The 25,171-nt window shown below is 51.8% G+C and carries 22 protein-coding genes; 3 read left to right on the forward strand and 19 right to left on the reverse strand.

Annotated elements, in window-relative coordinates:
- Window positions 1–76 precede the first annotated feature (76 nt).
- Window positions 77–1,063 carry a FecR family protein gene (locus H8L32_RS23990; protein WP_186950176.1) on the reverse strand — a complete coding sequence of 329 codons (987 nt, stop codon included), beginning with the start codon at window positions 1,061–1,063 and terminating at the stop codon, window positions 77–79.
- 125 nt (window positions 1,064–1,188) lie between these two features.
- Complete coding sequence (locus H8L32_RS23995) at window positions 1,189–1,653, reverse strand: sigma-70 family RNA polymerase sigma factor (protein WP_186950178.1); 465 nt, start codon at window positions 1,651–1,653, stop codon at window positions 1,189–1,191.
- Window positions 1,654–2,265: 612 nt separating this feature from the next.
- Here H8L32_RS23995 and H8L32_RS24000 point away from each other — a divergent pair.
- The gene (locus H8L32_RS24000; protein WP_186950180.1) at window positions 2,266–4,581 is read left to right on the forward strand and encodes a TonB-dependent siderophore receptor; all 2,316 of its coding nucleotides are present in this window, start codon (window positions 2,266–2,268) and stop codon (window positions 4,579–4,581) included.
- Window positions 4,582–4,628: 47 nt separating this feature from the next.
- Here H8L32_RS24000 and H8L32_RS24005 read toward each other — a convergent pair whose 3' ends face one another.
- The 7 genes from H8L32_RS24005 to H8L32_RS24035 form a co-directional block, all read right to left on the reverse strand.
- Window positions 4,629–5,405 (reverse strand): enoyl-CoA hydratase, encoded by a 777-nt coding sequence (locus tag H8L32_RS24005; RefSeq protein ID WP_186950182.1) that lies wholly within the window; start codon window positions 5,403–5,405, stop codon window positions 4,629–4,631.
- Window positions 5,406–5,435: 30 nt separating this feature from the next.
- A complete protein-coding gene (locus H8L32_RS24010) occupies window positions 5,436–6,308 on the reverse strand; it encodes an alpha/beta hydrolase family protein (protein WP_186950184.1) in 873 nt (290 codons plus the stop codon).
- Between the two features lie 83 nt (window positions 6,309–6,391).
- A complete protein-coding gene (locus H8L32_RS24015; protein WP_186950186.1) occupies window positions 6,392–7,588 on the reverse strand; it encodes an acetyl-CoA C-acyltransferase in 1,197 nt (398 codons plus the stop codon).
- Between the two features lie 180 nt (window positions 7,589–7,768).
- Window positions 7,769–10,156, reverse strand: coding sequence for a 3-hydroxyacyl-CoA dehydrogenase/enoyl-CoA hydratase family protein (locus tag H8L32_RS24020; protein ID WP_186950355.1), 2,388 nt, complete (start codon window positions 10,154–10,156; stop codon window positions 7,769–7,771).
- Between the two features lie 57 nt (window positions 10,157–10,213).
- On the reverse strand, window positions 10,214–12,004 hold the full coding sequence (locus tag H8L32_RS24025; protein WP_186950188.1) for an acyl-CoA dehydrogenase C-terminal domain-containing protein: 1,791 nt from the start codon (window positions 12,002–12,004) through the stop codon (window positions 10,214–10,216).
- A 92-nt stretch (window positions 12,005–12,096) separates the two neighbouring features.
- Window positions 12,097–12,699: a TetR/AcrR family transcriptional regulator gene (locus H8L32_RS24030; RefSeq protein ID WP_162061746.1), complete on the reverse strand. Its 603-nt coding sequence runs from the start codon at window positions 12,697–12,699 to the stop codon at window positions 12,097–12,099.
- Between the two features lie 265 nt (window positions 12,700–12,964).
- On the reverse strand, window positions 12,965–13,351 hold the full coding sequence (locus tag H8L32_RS24035) for an RNA-binding S4 domain-containing protein (protein ID WP_186950190.1): 387 nt from the start codon (window positions 13,349–13,351) through the stop codon (window positions 12,965–12,967).
- 272 nt (window positions 13,352–13,623) lie between these two features.
- Here H8L32_RS24035 and H8L32_RS24040 point away from each other — a divergent pair, with 272 nt between their 5' ends.
- Window positions 13,624–14,262, forward strand: a complete 639-nt coding sequence (locus H8L32_RS24040) for a TetR/AcrR family transcriptional regulator (protein ID WP_186950192.1) — start codon at window positions 13,624–13,626, stop codon at window positions 14,260–14,262.
- Between the two features lie 295 nt (window positions 14,263–14,557).
- Here H8L32_RS24040 and H8L32_RS24045 read toward each other — a convergent pair whose 3' ends face one another.
- The 10 genes from H8L32_RS24045 to H8L32_RS24090 form a co-directional block, all read right to left on the reverse strand.
- The gene (locus H8L32_RS24045) at window positions 14,558–15,358 is read right to left on the reverse strand and encodes a DUF429 domain-containing protein (RefSeq protein WP_186950194.1); all 801 of its coding nucleotides are present in this window, start codon (window positions 15,356–15,358) and stop codon (window positions 14,558–14,560) included.
- Complete coding sequence (gene clsB, locus H8L32_RS24050) at window positions 15,355–16,518, reverse strand: cardiolipin synthase ClsB (protein ID WP_186950196.1); 1,164 nt, start codon at window positions 16,516–16,518, stop codon at window positions 15,355–15,357. The genes H8L32_RS24045 and clsB overlap by 4 nt, the downstream gene beginning before the upstream one ends.
- Window positions 16,515–17,330, reverse strand: coding sequence for an endonuclease/exonuclease/phosphatase family protein (locus H8L32_RS24055; RefSeq protein ID WP_186950198.1), 816 nt, complete (start codon window positions 17,328–17,330; stop codon window positions 16,515–16,517). Before H8L32_RS24055 ends, clsB begins: the two co-directional genes overlap by 4 nt.
- Window positions 17,331–17,341: 11 nt before the next feature.
- Complete coding sequence (gene nudB / locus H8L32_RS24060) at window positions 17,342–17,818, reverse strand: dihydroneopterin triphosphate diphosphatase (RefSeq protein WP_186950200.1); 477 nt, start codon at window positions 17,816–17,818, stop codon at window positions 17,342–17,344.
- Between the two features lie 187 nt (window positions 17,819–18,005).
- Window positions 18,006–18,488 (reverse strand): cache domain-containing protein, encoded by a 483-nt coding sequence (locus H8L32_RS24065; RefSeq protein WP_230412394.1) that lies wholly within the window; start codon window positions 18,486–18,488, stop codon window positions 18,006–18,008.
- A 317-nt stretch (window positions 18,489–18,805) separates the two neighbouring features.
- Window positions 18,806–19,612, reverse strand: coding sequence for a CsgG/HfaB family protein (locus tag H8L32_RS24070; RefSeq protein WP_186950202.1), 807 nt, complete (start codon window positions 19,610–19,612; stop codon window positions 18,806–18,808).
- Between the two features lie 28 nt (window positions 19,613–19,640).
- Window positions 19,641–21,443: an aspartate--tRNA ligase gene (aspS, locus tag H8L32_RS24075; protein WP_186950204.1), complete on the reverse strand. Its 1,803-nt coding sequence runs from the start codon at window positions 21,441–21,443 to the stop codon at window positions 19,641–19,643.
- A 61-nt stretch (window positions 21,444–21,504) separates the two neighbouring features.
- A complete protein-coding gene (locus H8L32_RS24080; protein WP_186950206.1) occupies window positions 21,505–22,107 on the reverse strand; it encodes a DUF502 domain-containing protein in 603 nt (200 codons plus the stop codon).
- Window positions 22,108–22,160: 53 nt separating this feature from the next.
- The gene (locus H8L32_RS24085; RefSeq protein WP_186950208.1) at window positions 22,161–22,481 is read right to left on the reverse strand and encodes an FmdB family zinc ribbon protein; all 321 of its coding nucleotides are present in this window, start codon (window positions 22,479–22,481) and stop codon (window positions 22,161–22,163) included.
- 159 nt (window positions 22,482–22,640) lie between these two features.
- Window positions 22,641–24,065, reverse strand: a complete 1,425-nt coding sequence (locus tag H8L32_RS24090; RefSeq protein ID WP_186950210.1) for a sodium:solute symporter family protein — start codon at window positions 24,063–24,065, stop codon at window positions 22,641–22,643.
- 382 nt (window positions 24,066–24,447) lie between these two features.
- Between H8L32_RS24090 and H8L32_RS24095 the strand changes: the two genes are divergently transcribed.
- On the forward strand, window positions 24,448–25,128 hold the full coding sequence (locus tag H8L32_RS24095) for a Bax inhibitor-1/YccA family protein (RefSeq protein ID WP_186950211.1): 681 nt from the start codon (window positions 24,448–24,450) through the stop codon (window positions 25,126–25,128).
- The last annotated feature ends 43 nt before the right edge of the window (window positions 25,129–25,171 follow it).

A 25,171-nucleotide genomic window follows, 5' to 3' on the forward strand; every position in this document is an offset into this window, starting at 1 on the left:
TGCAGGCCAAAATAAAAAACCCTCTTTATGTTGAGAGGCGGGTTATAGCGCTTGGAAAAATATCCTGTGGAAAGAATTATTTGCCATGAGGCAGGCGTGCGTTGATGACGGTTGCACCGTCGCCTCTCGCACTGAGATGTACCGGAAGAATTTTCGGAAGACTGTTAAAGAAATCCATAGGTTTGTTTGATTGAAAACTGCCGGTTACACGCATCTGACGCAGTACAGGGTCGTCACCCAATACCAGCGGCTCATGTAAATAGTCGTTCCAGCGTGAAAGTACCTGTTCCAGGGATGTGTTTTCGAACACCAGCCAGCCTTGTCGCCACGCGCCTACATCGTCCGGTTCGACAGAGCCAGTCAATCCGGTTCCGGTAGCGTCAATCTGTATGGTTTTTCCCCGGCTTAATTCCGCCGTTGCGGGTCGCTTGTCCATGTCAACCGGGAGACCCGATTCGTGGCTGGACCACACCGCGACCTTGCCTTCGGCCACTTCTACCGTCATGTGTTTGTCACGCACCGCAACTGTAAAAACGGTGCCAAGGACACGAACCCGCCCCAGGTCCGTCACCACGAAAAACGGTCTTTCCGTATCGCGAGCCACCGCAAACCGCATTTCGCCCTCGACTAGCCGGACTTCCCTGCGACTCCGATAATAGCTAACCTGCCCCTTGCTACGGGCCGCAAGGTCGATCATAGATCCATCAGACAAGCGCTGACTGGATCTCTCGCCGGTTTTAGTACTCAAGGCAAATTCCTGCAATGGTTGCTGAAACCACCATTGCCCGCCGCCGACCAATACGGCTGCACCGACGACCGCCAGAGCTATCGTCACACGGCGCCTGCTTTGATTGACCGATGGTATCGGCAACTGTCCTTTTAATTCGCCGGCGTCGCTGAGTTTCCAGGCTTTTAGCGCCGTTTGATAGGCGGTCTCGTGATCGCTGGCTTGGGTGCGCCACTGCTGCGACGTCTCAAGGGCTTGTTGTGCAACTTCCGGATCACCACCATGCTGGCGGACAATCAGAAGCATTGCGTATTCCAGGTGCTTGCTCAAAGACATAGTAGCTGGCAGAAATTGAAGAAAAGAACGCTAACGTCGGCTACCACATCAGTTGCCACACATTGTGAAAAAGAAAATGAGATTCATAGTGTTGATTAACGACTCAAAAACAATCAACCCGTCTTTCAACAGGTCATATCGATGCAGTCTAGCACGGCGCGTACCACATGCTTTTCGATCGCAGCCACGCTGCTGCAAAGATGTTCAGCCGCTTCGCGATGACTGTAACCATATACACGCACCATGATAAAAGCTTCGCGACGTTTGCCCGGCATTCTGGCCAATCGTGCCAGCAGACGGTCAAGCTGCTGGCGGACCATCACCTCGTGCTCGACCGAAGGCAATTCATCGCTTCCGGTCAGTGCCAGTGTGGCTAGCATCCGCGCTTCCGCATTTCGTCTGCGGGCGTCATCGACAATGAGATTCTTGCCGATCTTGTACAGCAGAGCCCTGGGTTCGGCAATCGCAACAGACGGATCCATAGCGAGAACGCGCGCATAACACTCTTGCACGATATCTGTTGCTGCGTCGCGATTTCTTAGGGTGTGGGAAAAAAAACCCACCAGCTCCTGATAATAATGCTGGACCATACCGACCAAAATCCTATAGCTTGCCCCCGCACTGTCTTGAGCATCTGACCTGACTTAAGAATGACACCATTACTGAAATCGCCAAAAATCCGGCGAAATTCCTGTTTTATTTTCAATAATAAATGAAACTCATTCTCATTTAAGCCGTGAATATTACCAAGTATCCCGGGATGTTGCCAAATATCTTTGCAAGAGGCGGCTAAAACGGGACATACACTAGAGATGCGTCTTGCTTGGCTAAAGCAGCCGTTTTTTATATCCGCCTGACATTTTCCTGCAGCTCTTCATTGACAAAATAGCAGCACCGCATCAATCCCTGCTCCTTGCTTATTGAAAAGCAACCAGAACTCATTTCAGCAATAAGGATGGGTTCTAGCTATAAACAAGAATCCAATTATTCAAAAATATTTGTCCGGTATTACCCTGCTCGTCCGTCTGCATGCTGAGTTCACAAAAATCAACCGATCAAAAAAGGAAGCAACAATGAGTACCGGTACGAAAACGAAGCGACGAAATACGCCAATGTCGCGCCAGGCCCCAAACCGCGAGCATCGCCGCAAGCATCACCGCGTGTCCACCCTGGTGCTGGCGTGTGCAGCAGCACTGTCGCTAATGGCGATCCCCCATTCGGCCCAGGCACAAGTCGCCAGCACGATCCTGTCGTCTACACAGAAATATTCGATTCCCGCCCAAACGCTAGGCAAAACGCTCAATGCGATCGCCCGTCAGGCTGGCGTCGCCATCTCGGTCGATTCCTCACTGGTCAGCGGCAAGTCCGCAGATGCCATCGAAGGCAATATGACACTGGGCCAGGCTTTGGAACAGGCGCTGACTGGCTCTGGCTTGATGGTCGTGCCGGGTAACAACGTTATTACAGTACAAACCAAACCCGCCGTCAGCATGCAACAAATCCTGCCGGAGATTAGTGTTAGCGCACAACTGGAGACAATCTCCGGGCGTGTCAATCCGGATGTGGCAGTCGGCTCCAAAATCCTGGTGGCGCAACGCCAAATCGCCCAGTCCGTCAGCGTAGTGACGCAAGAACAGATCCAGACCCAGAACATGCACAGGCTGGAAGATGCCATGCGCTATGTTCCCGGCGTCACGGTACGTGACGGCGACTCTGAACGGATGATGTTCTATGCACGTGGCTTTCCGGTGGACGCTATCCAGTACGATGGCGTCACCATCAATAACGGCAACAGTGCCTCCAGCCCTGCTTTGATCATGTTTGACCGGGTCGAAGTGCTGCGCGGACCGGCTGGTTTGCTCAATGGGCTGGGCGGATCTGGCGGTGCCGTCAACATGGTACGCAAACGCGCGCCGGATGCATTGCAATTCAGCGCGGATGCATCAGCCGGTTCCTATAACAATTACCGCGGTGAAGTCGATATCGGCACACCGCTGAACGAGTCCGGTTCATTGCGGGGACGCATTGCCGCTGCTCACCAGGATCGCAAATTTGCACAGGACAATGATTATCGAAAAGACGATCAGGTTTACGCCACGCTTGAAGCCAACCTGACATCAACGACTGTACTCCGCATGGGTTTGGGATATCAGGACCTGACCCAGCGTGTCCCCTGGAATGGTTTCCCCGGCTATTCCGACTACACCTTTCTGGATATCCCGACCGCACGCTCGATGGCGCAAGACTGGAACAGAAACAACTACAAGACGACGTCGGAATTCCTTGAACTCGAGCACAAGTTCAACAATCAATGGCTCGGCAAAGTGAGTATCACAGCGCTCCAGCATCGCAACAATTTGCTGACGTCTTCACCGATCAGCCCTGCTGATCCGGTCACTGGCGACTACACGGCCTATCCGTTTCGCGGGATTTGGGACGAAGATCAAAACGGGATGGATGCCTTTCTTGCCGGTCCGTTCTCGCTCTTTGGACGCAAACATCAATTGACGGTCGGCGCAAACTTACAATATTCCCGAGAATCGCAATCCACATCACCGTTTCAGTCTGTCGTCACGAATATAGCCGGTTCGAACTACGCCATGCCTGTATTTGGTAGCCAGCAGTCGCCCTGGATCACGCACGGAAAACAGATGGGAGTCTATTCCAACACCCGCCTGAGCATTACGGACCCGCTCACTCTGGTTATCGGCGCCCGCATGAGCTGGTGGAAAAATGACGTCCAATACGGTGCCGGCTCAGACGTACTGCGCGACTCGATCAACGCAAAGATCACGCCCAATATCAGTCTGATCTATGACATCAATGCCAACCACACGGTCTACGCCAGTTACTCCGGTATCTTTACCCCGCAATTCACCCGCGACGTCAACAACCATATCCTCAAGCCAGTCGTTGGCGACCAGCAGGAATTGGGAATCAAGGGCGAATATTTCGACAAGACGCTCAACGCCACGCTTTCCTTGTTTCGGATAACAGAAAAGAACCGCGCGCAGACAGACCCGTCCGACCCCAGCTTTACTTACTATCCCCAAGGTAAAGCACGCAGCCAGGGCGTTGAAACGCAAATCTCCGGAGAATTATTGCCCGGTCTGGACATGCTTGCCGGCTACACGCTGACCACCACCAGGTATCTGGATGCCAGCCTCAACACCAATGGTGATTTCGAAACCTATACGCCAAAGCATATTGTCAAACTGTGGGCAAATTACCGGCTTCCGGACGAGCTCTCGAAATGGACTGCAGGAGGTGGTGTTTACATTTCCAGCAAGCGCTATGTAATTGATCGCTATGCGATTCCTCAGCAGACGATGACGACAGGCGGTTTTGCCACGTTTGATGCAAGAATCGCTTACCAGGCTGCAAAAAATATCGAAGTAGCGCTGTCCGGCACCAACCTCTTCAACAAGCACTACTATCGCAACATCGGCGGAGCGACCAGCGGCAACTTTGTGGGCAATCCTCGTGAATTGCTGCTGACCTTGCGCTACAAGATGTAATCAATTTCGTGCGTTCTTAAAGATCTGACCTAACAAGCCATTCAATGTTAATTGAACTGGCTAAAATCCGGTTTACGCTTCTGGAAGAATGCCATGAAAGCTTCTTTTGCTTCTGGTGCATTCAGCATGGCCGAGAAGTATTTGTTTTCCTCTGTCATCTTGGCACTGATGGCGGCAGGTTGTACGCCTTTCATCAGGCGTTTGGTGGCGCGTATGGAAGCGGCTGGCAGGGCAACCAGTTTGGCTGCCTGCTGCTGGGCGTATGGCAGCAATTCTTCCAGTGGCAATACTTTATTGACGAAGCCCATTTCAAATGCTTCAGCCGCACTGAAGGCTTCGCCCAGCATGAGTTTTTCTGCGGCGCGTTGATAACCAACGATTTGCTGGAATACCATGCTGGAGGCAAACTCAGGGCACAGGCCAAGCTGGGTGAAGGGCATCGAGAGTTTGGCATTGTCGGCCAGGTAGATCAGGTCGCAATGCATGAGCAGCGTAGTACCTATGCCAACTGCGGCGCCAGAGACGGCGGCTATCACTGGCTTGCCTGATTCATTCAGTGCCTGCATGAATTGATAGACAGGTGGCACGGCATCTGATTCGGCCAGGCTGCGGGCATTCTTCATGAAGTCTTCAAGATCATTACCAGCAGTGAAAATTTCTGGCTTGCCGGTGATAAGGATGGCGCGCACTGCCACGTCTGTTTCTGCATCGCGCAGTGCATCTGCCATGGCCTGGTACATGGCCTGGGTGATGGCGTTTTTCTTTTCCGGACGATTGAAGTTGATCGTCAAAATACCGTTTTCTTTGTGGGTCAGGATATCCATTGTTGTAGTCTCTTAATTATGAGGTATTGATCAGGTGGATTGTGGTGCAGTAGTGAGCCATTGTAAGGCTTGCTGCCAAAGTGTGTTGCGGAACTGCGGACGGAAAAATCCAAAATGTCCGATACGCTTTGCATTCACTTCCGTGGGATGGATATAACGCCGTTCCACTGCCGCGTTGCTGTAATAATCATGCATGCTGTCTATGCTGCGACGGCTCATCATTTCGTCATCGGTAAAGCTCATGCACAGTATGGGCTTGTGGATTTTATGATGGCCGGTCTGCATGGGGCTGCCATCTTTCTCCACAAAATATTCAGGGCTGCGGCACCAGCGTGACCATTGATAAATCACGCCCTTGGGCAAGTCACCGACCTTGCGCATTTTTTTACCGGGAAAGTAACCCCAGATGCGGGTATACAAAGGCACGAGAAAATACCACATGAGCCAGACAAAGCGCTTCAACTGCGGTGAATTATCGCGCCAGTAGCCGCTGCCGCAACCTACAGTCAGCATACCATCGATGAGATGGTTGTCAGGTACCAGGCCAGGCAGTTGCCCGCCGAGGGAGTGGCCGACAATGAGCAGGGGCACATTGGGTTGCCATTCCTTGGCAGTTTTCAGAGCAGCATTGTAGTCACGCTCTGCCCAGACCAGGATATCAGCATCAAAGCCACGTAATGAATTGCGGTATTGCGCGGGTATGGATTCACCCATGCCACGGTAATCAAAACTCAGTACGGCAATGCCATTCTCTGCCAGGAATTCGGCAAAGGGTTCGTAAAAATTCTGCTTCACGCCCATGGCCGCCGGCATAACGACGACTGATTTTATTGTGCTTGAGGGTGTGAACTTTTTTGCTGTCAGCGCCGTGCCGTCAGCAGTGATAATTTGTACCGTCTCCATCATGGCTCCTTCAAACTCAGCTCATTAAAAAAAACCGCGCAGAAAATACAGTCTGCGCGGTTGTTTTTGTTCAGGCAAGCAGCTTACATGCGTTCAAAAATACCGGCAGCGCCCATACCCGTACCTACGCACATGGTGACCATGCCGTATTTGAGGTTGTTGCGATGCAGGGCATGGATAGTCGTTGCAGAACGGATCGCGCCAGTCGCACCCAGTGGGTGGCCCAGGGCAATCGCGCCGCCCATAGGGTTGACCTTGGCAGGGTCCAGACCCAGGTCTTGTACCACGGCCAGGGATTGTGCTGCAAAGGCTTCATTCAATTCAAACCAGTCGATCTGGTCTTGGGTGATGCCAGCGGCACGACATGCTGCCGGGATGGCTTCTTTAGGACCGATACCCATGATTTCTGGTGGTACGCCGCGTACTGCGAAAGAGGCGAAACGTGCCAGTGGTGTCAGGTTGAATTCTTTCAGGATTTTTTCGCTGACCAGGATCAGGGCACCTGCACCGTCAGAAGTTTGCGAGCTGTTACCTGCAGTGACGCTGCCTTTGGCTGCGAATACAGGTTTCAGTTTTGCCAGACCTTCGATAGATGTGTCTGGACGTGCACCTTCGTCACGGCTGACCGTACGGGTTTTCAATTCGATTTCACCCGTTGCCAGGTTAGGCACGCGGTCGATGATGTCGACAGAAGTTGTCTCAGCATCAAAGTAGCCAGCGTTTTGCGCGGCGATGGCACGTTGGTGCGATTGCAGGGCAAATGCATCTTGCGCTTCGCGCGATATTTTCCATTGCTGGGCAACTTTTTCTGCGGTCAGACCCATGCCGTAAGCCATGCCTACGTTTTCGTCTTTCAGGATAGCCATGTTCATGGATGGGCTATTCCCCATCATCGGTACCATGGACATGGATTCGACACCACCAGCAATCATGACGTCAGCCTGGCCAACGCGGATGCGGTCTGCCGCCATCGCAACGGCAGTGATGCCGGATGCGCAATAACGGTTGATGGTGACGCCACCGATAGTGTTAGGCAAACCTGCCAGCAAGATACCCATACGTGCCAGGTTCAAACCTTGCGGGCCTTCAGGGAAAGAGCAACCGATGATTGCGTCTTCAGCCAGCTTGGGATCAAGGTTGGGTACTTGTGCAAAAGCAGATTGCAGTACGCGCACCAGCAAGTCATCAGGGCGGGTGTTACGGAACATGCCACGACCAGATTTGCCGATCGGGGTACGGGTAGCAGAGACGATATAGGCGTCTTGGAGTTGTTTAGTCATTTTTGATTACCTCAATTCGTTAAGGTCAGCTCAGGCTTACTCTTCAAAAACCCCTCACCACAGAGGCACAGAGACACAGAGGAAAAACGGAGAAATTCAAAACAACAGGGTGTTCTCTGTGCCATCTCTGTGTCTCCGTGTCTCGGTGTCCAAGGGTTTTTGGTCTGTAAGCCTTTCTATTTAGTTACGGACTGGCTTGCCAGTTTGCATCATGCCCATAATGCGCTCTTGTGTTTTTGGATGATTCAGCAATTCCATAAACGCTTTGCGCTCCATGTCGAGCAACCACTGTTCGCTGACCAGGCTGCCATTATCGATGTCACCACCGCTGACCACTTCAGCAATCATTTTGCCCAGTTTGAAATCATGCGCAGAGATGAAGCCACCATCACGCATATTGATCAGTTGTGCAGCAATTGTGGCGATACCATGGCGGCCAGTGACTGGCACCAGTTTGCGCATAGGGGCGCGGTAACCGGCGTCAAACATGGCGCGTGCTTCAACTTTCGCAACGTGCAGCAATTCGTAAGGATTGAAGACGATGACATCATCGGCAGACAAATAGCCCATTTTCTGTGCTTCCAGCGCAGATTTGGAGACGGCGGCTGTAGCTGCATTGGTGAAGTAGTTTTTCAGGAACTGCAGCAAATCCGTGCCTTTGGCATCTGCCGCTGCACGTACTGCTGCTTCTTTCAAACCGCCACCGCCAGGAACCAGGCCTACGCCCACTTCAACCAGACCAATATAAGATTCGATGGATGCCACGCGTTTGGCTGTGTGCATCATCAATTCGCAACCACCACCGAGTGCCAGGCCAGATACGGCAGCAACCACAGGGATATTCGCGTATTTCAAAGCCTGATGCGCATTTTGCAGGCGGGAGATTGCTGGTTCGATTGCTTTCACACCACCGGACATGAACAAAGGCAGCATGGCTTGCAAATCAGCACCGGCTGAGAAGGCACCGCCGTCAGCCGCGTCTGCACTCCAGATGACCAGACCCTTGAAGTTTTTCTCGGCTTCAGCGATGGCTTTTTCCATACCTTCGATAACGCCCGGGCCAATCACGTGCATCTTGGTTTTCAGTGACAGAACCAGTACATCGTCATTCTGATGCCAGATACGGACAGATTCATCTTCAAAGAAGGTTGTACCGGCAGTTGCGCCAGTTGCCACGCCTGTGCCCAGTACTGGCGCACGGAATGCCTGACGATCGTACACAGCCAGTGTGGAACGTGGCACGTAAGTGTTGCTGGCTGGTGACCAGGAACCTTCGGCAGTATGTACGCCCGTGCGTCCATCCAGTACCCAGGCTGGCAGCGGTGCATTGCACAGCGCCTTGCCAGCGTCGATATCTTCCTTGACCCAGCCAGCAACTTCTTGCCAGCCAGATGCCTGCCATGTTTCGAACGGGCCTACATTCCAGCCAAAGCCCCAGCGCATGGCGAAGTCGATGTCGCGTGCATTGTCGGCAATCGTTGCGCCATGGACGGCGATGTAGTGGAAGGCATCACGGAAAATCGCCCACAGGAACTGCGCCTGTACATTGGTCGATTCACGCAGGGTCTTCATTTTCTTGACCGGGTCTTTTTCTTTCAACATGCGGGCGACGACATCGTCAGCCTTGGCACCGCCAGTCACATATTGTGCTGTGGCGAAATCCAGGCGCTGGATGTCCTTGCCGACTTTTTTGTAAAAGCCTGCACCGGATTTTTGACCCAGTGCACCTGCAGCGACCAGTTTGGCCAGCACTTCAGGTGTTTTGTAGACAGCAAAGAAAGGATCATCAGACAGATTGTCTTGCATGGTCTTGATGACATGGCCCATGGTATCGAGACCAACCACGTCAGCAGTACGGAAAGTACCAGAAGAAGCGCGGCCCAGTTTTTTACCTGTCAGGTCATCGACGACATCGACAGTCAGACCAAATTTTTCTGCTTCATAAATCGTTGCCAACATGCCGAAAATACCGACGCGGTTGGCGATGAAGTTAGGTGTATCTTTGGCGCGTACTACACCTTTGCCCAATGACGTTGTCAGGAAACCTTCAAGCTGGTCGATGATTTCTGGACGAGTAGCGACGGTAGGGATCAATTCCACCAGATGCATATAGCGTGGTGGGTTGAAGAAATGCACGCCGCAGAAACGGGCTTTCAGTTCTGCATCAAAGCCATCAGACAGGGCAGTGATGGACAGGCCGGAAGTGTTGGATGCGAAAATCGCATTCGGTGCAATGTGCGGTGAAACCTTTTTGTACAGATCATGTTTCCAGTCCATGCGTTCTGCAATGGCTTCGATGATCAAGTCGCAACCGGCCAGCACGTCGAGGTTGTCTTCGTAGTTGGCTACTTCGATGAGTGCTGCGTCATCCTTGTTACCCAGTGGCGCAGGATTGAGTTTTTTCAGATTCTCGATGGCGCGCAGGACGATACCGTTTTTCGGACCTTCCTTGGCAGGCAAATCAAACAGCACTACAGGGATCTTTGCATTGATACAGTGAGCAGCAATTTGCGCACCCATCACGCCAGCGCCCAGAACGGCGACTTTTTTAACGATGAAATTGGTCATTTTTAACCTCAGGTAGGACGTTCCATCCTGCAAGAGCAGGATGGAACGCATGTTTGATTAGAACAAGTCAGCTTCGAGTGCCAGCAAATTGGCAGAACCAGAACGTGCCTGGCGGATCAGCATTGCTGTTTCCGGATACAAACGGGCAAAATAGAAACGCGCTGTTGCCAGTTTGGAGATATAGAATTTGTCGCCTGAATCCTGCTTTTCAAGAGCGATCTTGGCCATTTGTGCGAAGAAATAGCTGTAAACCAGATGACCGACTACGCGCAGATAAGGTACGGCAGCAGCACCGACTTCATCCGGGTTCTGGAAGGCCTTCATACCGATTTCCATGGTCAGCTTGGTGACTTTGTCGCCCAGATCAGCCAATGGTGTGATGAATTCTGCCAGTGCTTCGTTGGTACCATTGGCTTCAACAAAAGCCTGTACCTTGGCACCAAACTTGCGCAGTTTTGCACCGTTGTCCATCAGGATTTTACGACCCAGCAAATCCAGGGACTGAATCGTATTCGTGCCTTCATAAATCATGTTGATGCGGGCATCGCGTACATATTGTTCCATACCCCATTCGGCGATAAAGCCGTGGCCACCGTAGACTTGCAGGCATTCAGAAGTCGCTGTCCATGCATTGTCGGTGATGAAGGCTTTGATGACTGGTGTCAGCAAGGCAACTTCGTCAGCGCAATCCTTACGCACTTGTTCATCAGGATGGTTGAATTCTTTATCCAGTTGCAGAGCAACGTAGGAACAGAATGCACGTGCACCTTCAGCATAGGCTTTTGCGGTCAACAACATGCGGCGTACGTCAGCGTGGACGATGATAGGGTCAGCTGGTTTGTCCGGTGCCTTAGGGCCAGACAGGCTGCGCATCTGGATACGGTCTTTGGCGTAGACCAGCGCGTTTTGGTAAGCAACTTCTGTCAGACCCAGACCTTGCATACCTACGCCCAGACGTGCGGCATTCATGAACACAAACATCGCATTCAAACCCTTGTGCGGGCCACCGATGAGCCAGCCGGTTGCGCCGTCCAGGTTCATCTGGCAAGTGGAATTGCCGTGGATACCCATTTTTTCTTCGATCGCGCCACAGAAAATAGGATTGCGTTCACCGATGCTGCCATCTGCATTCGACAGGAACTTAGGAACGATGAACAGGGAAATACCTTTGGAGCCTTCTGGTGCACCTGGCAAGCGTGCCAGTACCAGATGGATGATATTTTCAGCCATATCGTGTTCACCGGCAGAGATGAAAATCTTTGCGCCTGTGATTTTGTAGCTACCGTCAGTTTGTGGTTCTGCTTTGGAGCGCAGCATGCCCAGATCAGTACCGCAATGTGGCTCGGTCAGGCACATGGTGCCAGTCCAGTCGCCAGAAATCAGCTTAGGCAGGTACAGAGATTTTTGTTCTGGTGTGCCGTGTTCATGGATACATTCGTAAGCGCCATGCGACAAGCCTGGGTACATGGACCATGCCTGGTTCGATGAATTCAACATTTCATAGAAAGAATTGTTGACCACCAGTGGCAAGCCCTGACCACCAAATTCCGGGTCGCAAGACAATGCAGGCCAGCCCGCTTCCACATATTGTTTGTAGGCTTCTTTAAAGCCTTTTGGTGTGGTGACAGTGTGGTTGGTCTTGTCGTGGTGGCAGCCTTCGCGGTCACCGGAGTGGTTCAGTGGGAACAGTACATTGGCAGTAAATTTGCCGCCTTCTTCCAAAATCTGGTTGATGATGTCGCCATCAACATCAGCGTGCTTGGGCAGCTGTTTCAATTCTTCTTCTACATTCAACAGCTCATGCAACACAAACTGCATATCACGCAATGGAGCGATATATTGACCCATGATTTTCTCCTGACGGCAAAGTTATAACGGTAAATGTGGATACTAAATTTTTTGCGATGGTGTCTGTAAAAGCCTGTCAAAGCCTGTCAAATTCAGGCTGTAACCTGCACCGGCGCGTAATACTCGATCATTCGTTCAAATCCGACTTCGGCACGACCTACACTACCCGGCTTGCGCAAGAAACGCGCATCATGGTGCAGGGCTAATATGAGGCCATACATCTCATACACAATCTGTTCAGGTTCGACATCATCCCGCAAATGGCCGAGTTGTATCGCCTGTGCTGCGGCGCGGTGCAAGGCACCCTGCCATGCGTGGACCATACCTACCAGCTCATCCCTGATCGGCCCTGCCCGGTCATCGTATTCAGCTGCCCCGCTGATATAGATACAGCCAGATGCAATCTCTACCGTGACGCGCTTGACCCATAATGCAAACATGGACTGCAAACGCGGCAGGCCACGTTCTTCTTTCATGCTTGGATAAAACACCTCTTGCTCGAAATGATGGTGATACAGCTTCAGCACTTCGATCTGCAAGTCTTCACGCGAGCCAAAATGGGCAAACACGCCAGACTTGCTCATGTTCATCTTGTCGGCCAGCAAGCCTATGGTCAGCCCCTCAATGCCATCGCGGCTGGCAGCGTCCAGGGCTACATCCAGAATGGCGGCGCGGGTCAATTCCCCCTTGCGCATGAATTTTGATGTCATATTCATATTACATTGATTGTGTTGAGAAGATTCATGCTTACATGGACCAATATAAAAAAGTGATGCAAACAAATGAATTTATCGAACGCTCGTACTATTATGCACAGCGCATGAAATGTCAAACCAGATTCCGTCTTTAGAGGAGAGTATCTATTATGTTTTTACTCCTTTGATTCTGCTTATACCTAATTTACCTACCTTATTTACCTGCCTTATCTACCAGTCTTGCCTGCCGTCTTTAAAACCGGATTCAAGAGTCTGAACCACGAGTCTGGTCAAGCTGCCGCCTGTCGCGCTTGGTGGGCCTGACTGTCATGGTCGCCGTCGGTTCACGGAAATACCTTCTGTCTTCTGCCACTTTGGCGCGTTTTGCGGCACTTTCAGCGGTTTCTTCATACATGGTCTGGGCAACCGTCGCCGGACCGCGTACTTCCAGTATGCGCATTACCCTGACCTGCCAGACCTGCTCTGCCTGCTGTACCTCGATCAGGTCTCCGACTTTGACACTGTGGGCAGGCTTGATGCGCTGCTCGTTTTGCATGACGCGGCCCAGCTCTACGGCATTGGTGGCCAGGCTGCGGGTTTTAAAGAATCTGGCTGCCCATAGCCATTTATCGATACGGGTGGTGTCACTCATGAAAATGTCGCTTTTCAATTCAGGATAATCAAACTAAATAAAACCAGTATGACGTTAAAAATACGTTCATTCTATTTTGATGCAATGTATGGCAGCTGTCAGGCAAATACAAGCCATTTTTGCCCAAACTTTGTGCATACAACAAAGCCTGTCAACAAGTTGAGCTATGTTGCAGTGCGCATAGACAATAAACTGAACGACCGTACAATTCGGCAAAGTTTTGCATTAATTTATATACTTTCGCATGCTTGCCAATTTGGTCGGATCAGCTCATGAGCTCTGTTGAAGAACTAAGTGGAAAAAAGCGCGCAATTCTCATTGCCGCCGAGAAATGCTTCGCCGCACAAAGCTATGAAGGCGTCTCCATACGCGACATCGCGCATGAGGCCGGGGTACCCATCGCCCTGATCGGTTATTACTTCGGTGCCAAAAATGAGCTATATCACGCCATTTATGAACACCATAGCGGCTATATCGCAGAACGCCTGAACGGCCTGCGTCATGCACGCCTGCATAGTCCACCCGGTGTTGCACTTGAAGCCATTATCGCCGCCTTTGTGCTGCCGGTACTCAAGCTCAACGAAAAAGCCGAAGGCGCCAATTTTTCACGCATGGTGATGCGAGGTGTGATTGACCAGCATGAAGCCAGCGAACGCATCACCCGCGAATTTTATGACCCCATGGCCCGTGAATTCATCGCTGCACTGCACGATGCCCTGCCCCATGCGCCCGCCGACAGCATCTACTGGAGCTATCAGTTCGCCCTGGGTGCCCTGCTGCACCACGTCGTCGATACCCGGATAGAACGCCTGTCCGACGGCCTGTGCCCCGCCCGCCAGGCCGACCTGGCCGCACCGCACCTGCTGCGTTTCATTACCGATGGTATCAGGGCGGTCACGCGGGTGAATTAGTCAGGGCTTACGCAAAACCGTCCCAGCCGCGTTGCAGCTCCCGCATTTAGCAAAATTCGGTACCAAAGTACTGTGTGCGTCGCTGACGGTGTAGTTGGTGTTTCAGGCAACACGTTGCCTGCCAACGAAACGAACCTCCCTACAAGGGAGGTTTCTTAAAAGCGATAGGTGCAGTCGGGGTTTCAGGCAACATGTTGCCTGCCGACGAAACAAACCTCCCCTGCAAGGGAGGTTTCTTAAAAGCGATAGCCTTGCCGGGACAATTTTGCGTAAGTCCTATTAGTTACAGTAGAACTCAAGCGCCAACTATCCAACCTTCCAGCGCATCAAATATCGGCAAACCATAATTCTGTTCCCGTCTTTGCCAGCCCCATGCGGCCAGTAACAGGCATAGCACAGCGTCGAGCAGATCGGCGCTGCCGTCTTCTATCAGTTCATTTCTGAACTGAGTCACATCCAGCCTGATGTTCCAGGGCGTACGACCAGCTTCCAGTGCTTCAATTATCTGTACACGTGCCTGCCTGCGTTCAGGCGTCTGTTTAGCTTTGTCGTCGCTCTTGTAGGAAGCTTTGGTGATGCTGCGTGCCACCATGCCGGGGTAAGCTTCCAGCGCTATGCGTTGCAGATCACCGTCATGCATGCCGGGCAGGCTGACACCCGCATCCAGCAAACGCGGGGCACCTGCATGCAGCATATAGGCGACGGGTGGGTTGACCCATTTCATGGAAGGTGATGATCCGGCAGGAAAGTCAGCGGCCCTGTGGGCGAATTTATTGCCAGCAGGGCGTGCATCGCAAAAAGCCTTGAATTGCAGGCGCATGTCGGCTCGCGACAGGCTTTGCAAATGACGCATCAAAGATTGCCAATTCGTTGGCCAGCCCAGATGCTCGACCAGTTCTCGCGGCAGGGAAAACGGCAGGTCAAAACCGGCCAGCCAGGGACCAGGTTGCCTGAGCCAGGTTTCAAACGCTGCAAATTCAGACAGGCTGGTCAGCGTCTGCAATTGCAGCACATCGACGTGCAGGGTGCCGCTGGCAATGGTGATGCATTTGCGGCGCGTGGGTGCGGACGTGAAATCTACGCCATGCAGCTTCATCCGTAATGTCCGAATGTGACGATGCGCATCAGGCCGCGATAAACCAGGTAGGCAATGCCATGCCAGACGTGTTGATACCAGGCCTGTTTTTGCACATCGGCAGCGACAATTTCGACACCATCTGCCAGGCCCTGTTCCAGTTCATGCGACAGCGTCGCGGCAAAGTCACGGTCGCGTATGACAATATTCGCCTCATGATTAACGAACAGGCTCAGTCCATCAAAATTGCTGGACCCAACGGTTGCCCAGTCCCCGTCGACCACGGCCACCTTGGCGTGTAACTGCGTTTTCCGGTATTCGACGATACGCACGCCAGCCTTTAACAGGCGGCCATAAAAGGATTGTGCCACTGCATCCTGCAAGGCAAATTGACCCACGCCCAGCAGCAGTACGACATCGACCCCGCGTGATGCAGCAGATATCAGGGCGCGCCTGAATTTTCTGCCGGGGGCAAAATAAGGCGTCACCAGGATGGCACGTGTCCTGGCTGTGCCCAGCGCATGCAGATAGGCTTTCTGTATGGTGGTGCGGTTGCGCAAATTGTCCCGCACGACCAGTGCAGCTGCAGTGATTTGCTTGCCGCCGCGTTTGGCGTCCGCATGCAGGTGGCGCATCAGGGCAAAGCGTGAGCGGAAATTCAGGCGACCCAGCTTGCGCCATTGTGCATCCACTTCCAGATGCACATGGGCGACCAGTGGTCCGGTCACCCGCACGGCAAAATCCCAGCGTGGAGAGGGCAGAACAATACCAGAACCATCATCGGCTATGGAGTCGTCAATAATATTCAGACCACCGACCATGGCGACCTGCTGATCAACGACACAGATCTTCCTGTGAGTACGCGCTAGGCCACGTTTGAACCAGGGATTGAAACAGCGGCAATCGACACCGGCATCATTGAAAAGGCGGGTCAGGTCGATTGCCGCCTGACGGTCGCTACCGATCCAGTCAAGGACCACCCTGACCTGCACTCCACGGGCTGCGGCCTGTATCAGCGCAGCCTGCACGGCGACTGCTGTCTGGTCGTTGGCAAAGATATAGGTTTCCAGATAAATTTCATGCCTTGCCTGATCAATCTCAGCTGTCAGTGCAGGAAAGAACTGTGCACCGCTGTGCAGCAGTTGTATGTCATTACCGGCGACGAAATGCAGTCTGCTCATGTAGCTTCATCAGGATTCAACAATTCCAGGCTGGCCATGATGGGCACATGGTCTGACAGCGTGGCCCAGGGGGCACCCTTGAGTACTGCTGCTTCATTGACTTTGAAGCCGCGCAAATAAACCCGGTCCAGGCATAGCCATGGCAGGCCTGCAGGAAAAGTACGGGCATGACGCCCCTTGTTTTTGGCAAACAGGTTACGCATGTTGCGCAATGAAAAACGCGGCATGCCATGGCGGGCATCCACGTCAAAGGCTTCAAACACCCCCAGTTCCTGGTACAGGATCTGGCTCAGACGCTGGCTCCAGTCATTGAAGTCCCCGGCAATCACCAGCGGTGCATGAGCCGGCAGATCACGCTTGATAGTGTGGATCAGTGCCTGTATCTGACGGCGCCGGCTGACCGCAAACAGGCCCAGATGTATGACAAAACAGTGTACATCCACGTCCTCTACACGTACGACGGCATGCAGGATGCCACGCTGTTCATAGGCATGATCAGACACATCATGGTTCACGAAAGACGCAATCGGATAGCGGCTCAGCAAGGCATTCCCGTGATGACCATGTTCATACACGGCATTCATGCCATACACGGCCTGGTGTGATTGCCCGGCCAGAAAATCATGCTGGCCTTCTTGCGGCCACAAGGTGTGGTTTTCTGCATGCAGGTCGTGCTGGCCCTGCACTTCCTGCAGGAAGACAAGGTCGGCATCCAGCAGGTCTATGGCATCCTTGATGCCATGTATGCGTGCCTTGCGGCCAAATGCACTGACGCCCTTGTGAATATTATAGGTGGCGATGCGCAGTTTCATTTTGGCTCTCTTTAACTGGTAAGGTCGGCATGGGTCCGCATCCATTCAATCAATTCAGGCAATTGCAGAATGGCTTCCGCATTCGATGCAGAAAAACAGCGATCTGCCGCCTCACGCCACGGCAACCACTGGTACTGCAGGTGTTCGCGTGGTGCCAGTCGTACCGCGACATCAGGGCTGACACACAAGCCAAACACATGTTCGGTATTGCGTGTCACACCGGGTGCATAGCGATGACGCCAGACCGGATAAATGTCGTATACATTGGATAAATGCCAGTCACGCAAAGTGTGTTGTGTGGCGTCGATACCGGTTTCTTCAGCAACTTCGCGGATGGCGGTCGCCATCAGGGCTTCGTCCGGCGTGTCTTTGGAGCCGGTGACCGATTGCCAGAAACCGGCCTTGTCGGCCCGTTCCAGCAACAGCACATCAAGTGCCGGTGTATAGATAACAACAAGAACAGATTCAGGTATTTTGTACTCAGGCATGGTGCTTATGGTTGCGAGGCAGAGCCATATGGCTATCTTCAACAACACCATTCTAGCGCTTTTAGCTCAAGCATTTTTGCTATTGTGCAAAGTAAAACGCCACACCGTGAAATCACTTCACGGTGTGGCGTTAAAAATTCAGCGTCTGCCGGTCTATATTGACAGATCCATGCAGGCCGCAGGCTACTTATTTGGTGAAATAGGTACCAACACAAATCATGCTGTCACCGGCACCACGTTCGCAATACGAACGCTTCAGCTCATACGACTGGGTAGCCGGATTATTGAACTTGTACGGGCCATACCAGCCCTTGGAAGATGCCTTGACAGTATCTATCATGCCTTTGATGAAGGCATTGCCGTCCACATCTTTCATGCTGATCAGATTTTTGCCAACCATTTTTGCATTGGCACCCTGTGCCAGACAATTACCATCAAAGTCATAGACAAATACATACAAGTCTTTTTCCTTGAATGCACCATCAGGATGATCGGTAAATACCTTATAGGCTTTTTCTGCGCCCGCTGATTTGACCAGGGCCACGGCTTTTTTGACCATGTCCTGTGCTTCTGCTTCGCTTCCATGTTCGCCGGCGGCATAGGCGAGTGGCGTCAGCGCTGCGGTTGCCAGCATTGCGGCAGGCAATAATTTACTTAATAAGCTATTCATCGTTTCCCCTTGAAAGTGATTATTCGCTGACAAGACAGGCCATATCCCATCAGTCAATAGTTGCTTTATAGCAGCTTTATTTTCAGCATTCTCAAAAGAAACAAGAGTTCACATTGGCCTGTTTATACCGCGCTGCCACCAGAAATACACCTTTTCAAAAAGAACCACGCCAAAACATATTGGTTTTCACAGCTTGCCGACATAGCGCATTCTCTGCTTGCAGCGCAGCAAAAGATAAAATATCTGAGCAAACATGTTGGTGCAAAAAAGCAAAAAGGCCTGCATTGCAGGCCTTTTCATTCATATCACGACAAGCATTATTTCTTGACCGGTACTGCCGGTGGCAATTCTTTTTCCTGCAACTGTTTGATCTGCGGCACCAGTTTGTTGTGTGCATCCAGGAAGGCGGCAACGATGACCTTGGCTTCATTGGTATTGCTCCAGCCGGCACCAAAACCACCACCAGCTGCACCAAAGCTCAGACCACCCATGCCAAGATCAGTGGACTTGGCAGAGCCTGTTGAGGCGGCCAGTTGTTCGGTTGTTTCATTGTCCGTTAACAGCAGGGCGACCTGGGCTTCCTTGAAACTGACTTTTTCGGCATAGCCGGTAAAGTTTTTCAGAATCGGGATCATGCCCATGATGGCACCTATACCGCCGCCAGCCTTGCTTTCTGAAAACGTCAGGCTGGGGGTGAGTGTATATTGCGCTTCATAACCCTTGCCTTTAGCAACGGTAGAATTTTTACGGATAATGCCCTGGTCTTTCAGTTCCTGTTCCTGTATCACTGCTTTCAGGCCAGATGAACGATCAACCACGCGGAAACAACCGCTTTGCTGCGCCAGCAAACGGATCAGCGGCACCGGTGATGATGGCAGGTTGTACTGGCTGCTCATCACATAGCCATTCGGGTTTTCCACCAGTGACAGGGTCGCCACTGGGGCATCACACTTCACCAGGCTCTTGCTGGCGCCTTTGGCACCGGCAGGACCGGCAGCGCCGGTCACTTCCGAAGAACCTTCACCCAATTCGGTTTTCTTTTCACCGCAGGCAGCGAGAAACAGACTGGCGCTCAACAATAAGAACAGGGCTTTCTTGTTACTGGCTTGAATCTTGAAATTCATCGTTATTTCTCGCTGTTTCAGTAAAAAATTACGCGATTTTTGGTTCAGTCGCACGCAGGCGGATATGCAGTTCACGCAATTGCTTTTCGTCGACTTCAGACGGTGCCTGTGTCAACAGACATTGGGCACGCTGGGTTTTCGGGAAAGCGATCACGTCACGGATGGATTCTGCACCGGTCATCATGGTGACGATACGGTCCAGACCGAAAGCCAGGCCACCATGCGGAGGCGCGCCGTACTGCAATGCATCCAGCAGGAAGCCGAATTTCAATTGCGCTTCTGCGTCATCAATCTTCAATGCACGGAATACCTTGCTTTGTACTTCAGCACGGTGGATACGGACAGAACCGCCGCCCAGTTCCCAACCGTTCAGGACCATGTCATAGGCCTTGGCAATACACTTGCCTGGGTCTGTTTCCATCAAATCTTCATGGCCATCTTTTGGTGCCGTGAATGGATGGTGCGTTGCAGTCCAGCGATCGTTTTCTTCATCATGCTCAAACATCGGGAAATCAACTACCCACAATGGTTTCCAGACATCGTCAAACAAGCCGTTGGATTTACCGAATTCGCTATGACCGATTTTTACGCGCAAGGCGCCAATCGCATCATTCACAACTTTGGCCCGGTCAGCACCGAAGAAAATCAGGTCGCCATCTTGCGCGCCTGTACGCTCCAGGATTTGTGTCAATGCTGCATCATGGATGTTCTTGACGATAGGTGACTGCAAACCGTCACGGCCTTGCGCCTTGTCATTGACCTTGATGTAAGCCAGGCCTTTGGCACCGTAAATGCCAACGAATTGGGTGTAAGCATCAATTTCAGAACGTGGCATGTTGGAGCCACCTGGAACACGCAGACCAACGACACGACCATTGACCATATTTGCAGCACCGGCGAATACTTTGAAATCGACGTCTTTCATGACATCGGTCAATTCAGTGAATTGCAGTTTGACGCGCATGTCTGGCTTGTCGGAACCATACAGGCCCATGGCTTCGGCATAGTCCATGACCGGGAAAGGATTTGGCAAATCGATGTCCAGCGTATTTTTAAAGACCAGACGTATCATGCCTTCAAACATGTCGCGGATTTCCTGTTCATTCATGAAGGAAGTTTCGCAATCGATCTGGGTAAATTCTGGCTGACGATCAGCACGCAAGTCTTCATCACGGAAGCATTTGGTGATCTGGTAGTAACGGTCAAAGTTGGCCACCATCAGCAATTGTTTGAACAATTGCGGGGATTGTGGCAAAGCGAAGAAGTTACCGGCATTCACGCGCGATGGCACCAGATAGTCACGTGCGCCTTCCGGTGTGGACTTGGTCAGCATCGGTGTTTCGATATCGATAAAGCCGTTCGCATCGAGGAACTTGCGCACTTCCATCGTTACTTTATAACGCAGGCGCAGGTTGTTTTGCATTTGCGGACGACGCAAATCCAGCACGCGGTGGGTCAGGCGTGTGGTTTCAGACAGGTTGTCATCATCCAGCTGGAACGGTGGCGTGACGGAAGGATTCAAGACTTCCACTTCATGCGCCAGCACTTCGATCTTGCCGGATTTCAGATTGTTATTGCCAGTACCTTCGGGGCGGCTGCGTACCAGACCAGTAATGCGCAGGCAGAATTCATTACGTACGGTTTCAGCAGCTTTAAACACGTCAGCACGATCAGGATCGCAAACAACCTGCACCAGACCTTCGCGGTCACGCAAGTCAATAAAGATCACGCCGCCGTGATCGCGACGACGGTGAACCCAGCCACACAGGCTGACGGTTTGGCCGAGTAATTCCTCAGTAGTGAGGCCGCAGTATTGGGTACGCATGGACATATTTCTTACCTGTCTGTATTCAAAATTAAAAATGATTTGATGCGGTGGGTAACCACATCATTTATTTGGTGGGGAGATGCTCGGGAGCCACCACGCCCATGGAAACGATGTATTTGAGTGCGGCATCTACACTCATATCCAATTCTATCGCCTGATCTTTCGGCACCATCAAAAAGAAGCCGGATGTCGGATTAGGTGTCGTCGGCACATAGACACTGACAAAATCACCTTTCAGGTGATTAACCACATCACCACCCGGTATACCAGTCAGAAAACCGATAGTCCAGCAATCGCGACGTGGATATTCGATCAGCACGGCCTTGCGAAACGCATTGCCTGAAGACGAAAACAGCGTATCCGATACCTGTTTGACACTAGAGTATATAGAACTGACGATGGGAATGCGCTGTAACAGGCTTTCCCAGGCCTTGACGACATAGTTGCCGATAAAGTTTTGTGCCAGCAGGCCGGTCACAAAAATGATCAGCAAGGTCAGCACCGTACCTATGCCCAATACCTTGAAACCGACCAGTTTTTCTGGCCGCCATTCAACCGGCAACAGCAACAATGACTGATCCATGGTACTGATAACAGCGTGCAGCACCCACAGCGTAATTGCCAGGGGCACTAAAATCAGCAGGCCGGTAATAAAGTATTTACGCATGGTAATCGATTCACTCTGGATAAAAATGACAAAACAAACTGGGCAAATGCCGGTCAGACAGCCTGATTACCTTCTGCTGACGTCGAAGATGCTGGGGTCGTGGCCGAAGCAGAGGCAGCAGTTGATGCCGTCGACTCAGTGGACGCCGCCGGTGCAGATTCGCTTGCGGGCGCAACTGCTGCGCCGCCGGAACCACCCCGGAAGTCAGTCACATACCAGCCCGAACCCTTGAGCTGGAAGCCGGCAGCGGTGACCTGTTTCGTAAAAGAAGATTTGCCGCATGTTGGACATACGCTCAGCGGCTCATCGGAAATCTTTTGCAATACATCTTTGGCAAATCCGCATTCTTGACAGCGGTAAGCGTAAATCGGCATGGCTTTGCCCCTAAAAAAACTGATAAAACCCTGAATTATAAAGGTTTTTGATCAGAATTTGCGCATTGCATCACAGCCGGGCCTATGTCATACCTATACTATACCGATACATGCCTATGCCGGGCCAGGGTCAGGCCCATGCAAAGCCTGTCTTCAGGTCTATATCGCCAGGGTCTTGCGAGTGTACTGGGGCAGTAAAGAACCCAGGATCATCCCTGTCATGCTCATCAACACGCCCACCAATTGTGGCGGCCACAGGCCTTCAGGAAGCAATATCTCCATACTCACCCAGGAAACAATACCCAGAATGATGGAGGCCAGACCACCCTGTGTCGTGGCACGCTTCCAGTACAAACCAAAAGCCAGCGGCACAAAAGCAGCTACCAGGGTTACTTTGTAGGCATTTTCCACCATCTTATAGATGCTGGATTCGGTATTCATGGCAAAAAGAGTAATGATGACCGTGAAAACCAGCACAACTACGCGCATCATCAGTAAGAATTGCTTGTCACTTTGCTTGGGGAAGAAAGGCTTCAGGATGTTTTCAGAAAAGGTCACCGAAGGTGCCAGTAAAGTTGCACTTGCACAACTCTTAATGGCCGACAGCAGCGCACCAAAGAACATCACCTGGGCCAGCATCGGCACCTTGGTCATGATCAGGGTGGGCAGGATCAGTTGCGAATCCTTGTCGATCAGGCTTTCCACCATTTTAGGATCGATCAGCGTTGCTGAATACGCCAGAAACATGGGGATAAAGGCAAAGAAAAAATACAATACCCCGCCGAGCACAGATGCATTTCCGGCAATTTTTTCATTCTTTGATGAAGCGACACGCTGGAATACGTCCTGTTGCGGTATCGACCCCAGCATCATGGTAATCCAGGCTGCAAAGAACCACAGGCTTTCCTTGGCGGTAGGCGCAGGCCAGAAATCCAGCTTGCCGGCATTAGCCGCATGTTCTATCACGACACCAGCACCACCGACCATGCCCGACACTTCCCAGCCTATGTACAACATGCCGACCACGATAATGATCATCTGCAGGAAATCCGTGATCGCTACTGACCACATGCCACCCATCAGGGTATAAATCAGCACGCTGCCGGCACCGATGATCATGCCCACATCCATAGGGATATAACCACCGGACACAACACTGAAAACCAGGCCCAGTGCCTTGATCTGGGCAGCGACCCAGCCCAGGTAAGACACCACGATACACATCGTCACCATGACTTCGGCAGTACGGCCAAACTTGTTGCGGTAATAGTCACCGATAGTCAGCAGGTTCATGCGGTACAGCGGACGGGCAAAAAACAGCCCGACAAATATCAGACACAGGGAGGAACCGAAAGGATCAGCAACCACGCCCTTCAAACCATCCTTGACGAAGGTGGATGAAATACCCAGTACCGTTTCAGAACCAAACCAGGTCGCAAATACGGTTGCTGTCACCACATACATGGGCAGCGAGCGTCCGGCAACGGCGTAGTCCTTGGAATTTTTCACATAACGGGCGGCATACAGGCCTATCCCCACAGAGATGACCCAATACAGAATGACAAACCAGATTAATGTGTTCATGGATAGACGTGTTAGGTAGTGATATCAATAAAAAAACCCGCATTTTTGCTGCGGGCATTATAGACGTAAGTTACACGAAGTTTGAGCCTGAAGCTGGTGATTTTGTAACGAACTGAAGCTTTATTCTCTTTGTTGAGCGCTACTGCCACATGATTGGGAGTACTTATTTATTTTTTAAGACATTTGCACAAGAAAAGTGCAATGTCTTGCTGAAAAGCAGCAATACCGTGTCAGCCACCGCACCACACCTGAATTGTTAAAATTTGTTATATAGCAATGATTATTGTAGAATCAGGTACGACTTGCACTTTTTGCAGGTTACCTAATAAACCAAGCCACTTACCTTTTACAGGTTTAAGGCAATTCTAAGATAGGGATATCCATGGAACTGGCAAGCACCCAACAAGGCTACGGCCCTGCGCGTGAGCGCTTTATCAGCAAGACTTTCAACCACCTCGGTGGTGCCATTCTGAGCTTTACGGCAATTGAAGTCATTCTATTCAAGACGGGTGTAGCCGAAGTATTGGCCAAAGGCATGATGACGATGTCATGGATTATCATTCTTGGTGCTTTCATGCTGGTAGGCTGGCTGGCTTCACGTGCCGCCCATACTGTCGAAAGCCTGGCCATGCAGTATGTGGCACTGGCTGCCTACATCCTGGCTGAAGCCATTATCTTCATTCCTATCCTGTTCATTGCCAATCAGCTTGCTCCTGGTGCCATCGCCAATGCTGGTCTGATCACGGTGCTGGCAACTGTCGGTCTGGTCGGTGTCGCGTATATGTCACGCAAGGATTTTTCCTTCCTTGGCAGTATCCTGAAATGGGCCGGTCTGGTAGCACTGGTCCTGATCGCCAGTGGCCTGATCTTTGGCTTCCAGCTCGGCATGTTCTTCAGTGTTGCCATGGTCGCACTGTCCGGTGCTGCAATTTTGTATGATGCATCGAATGTCATCCATCATTATCCTGAAGACCGCTACGTCGGTGCCTCATTGCAGTTGTTTGCCTCTGTGGCCATGATGTTCTGGTATGTCTTGCGCATCCTGATCAGCCTGCGCGATTAAGCTGTTATCTCGATACCTGTCGTCTCAACATGTGCTGCCGCCC

Origin of the sequence: Undibacterium hunanense (genome assembly GCF_014284335.1) — a bacterium.
GTDB lineage: Bacteria > Pseudomonadota > Gammaproteobacteria > Burkholderiales > Burkholderiaceae_D > Undibacterium > Undibacterium hunanense.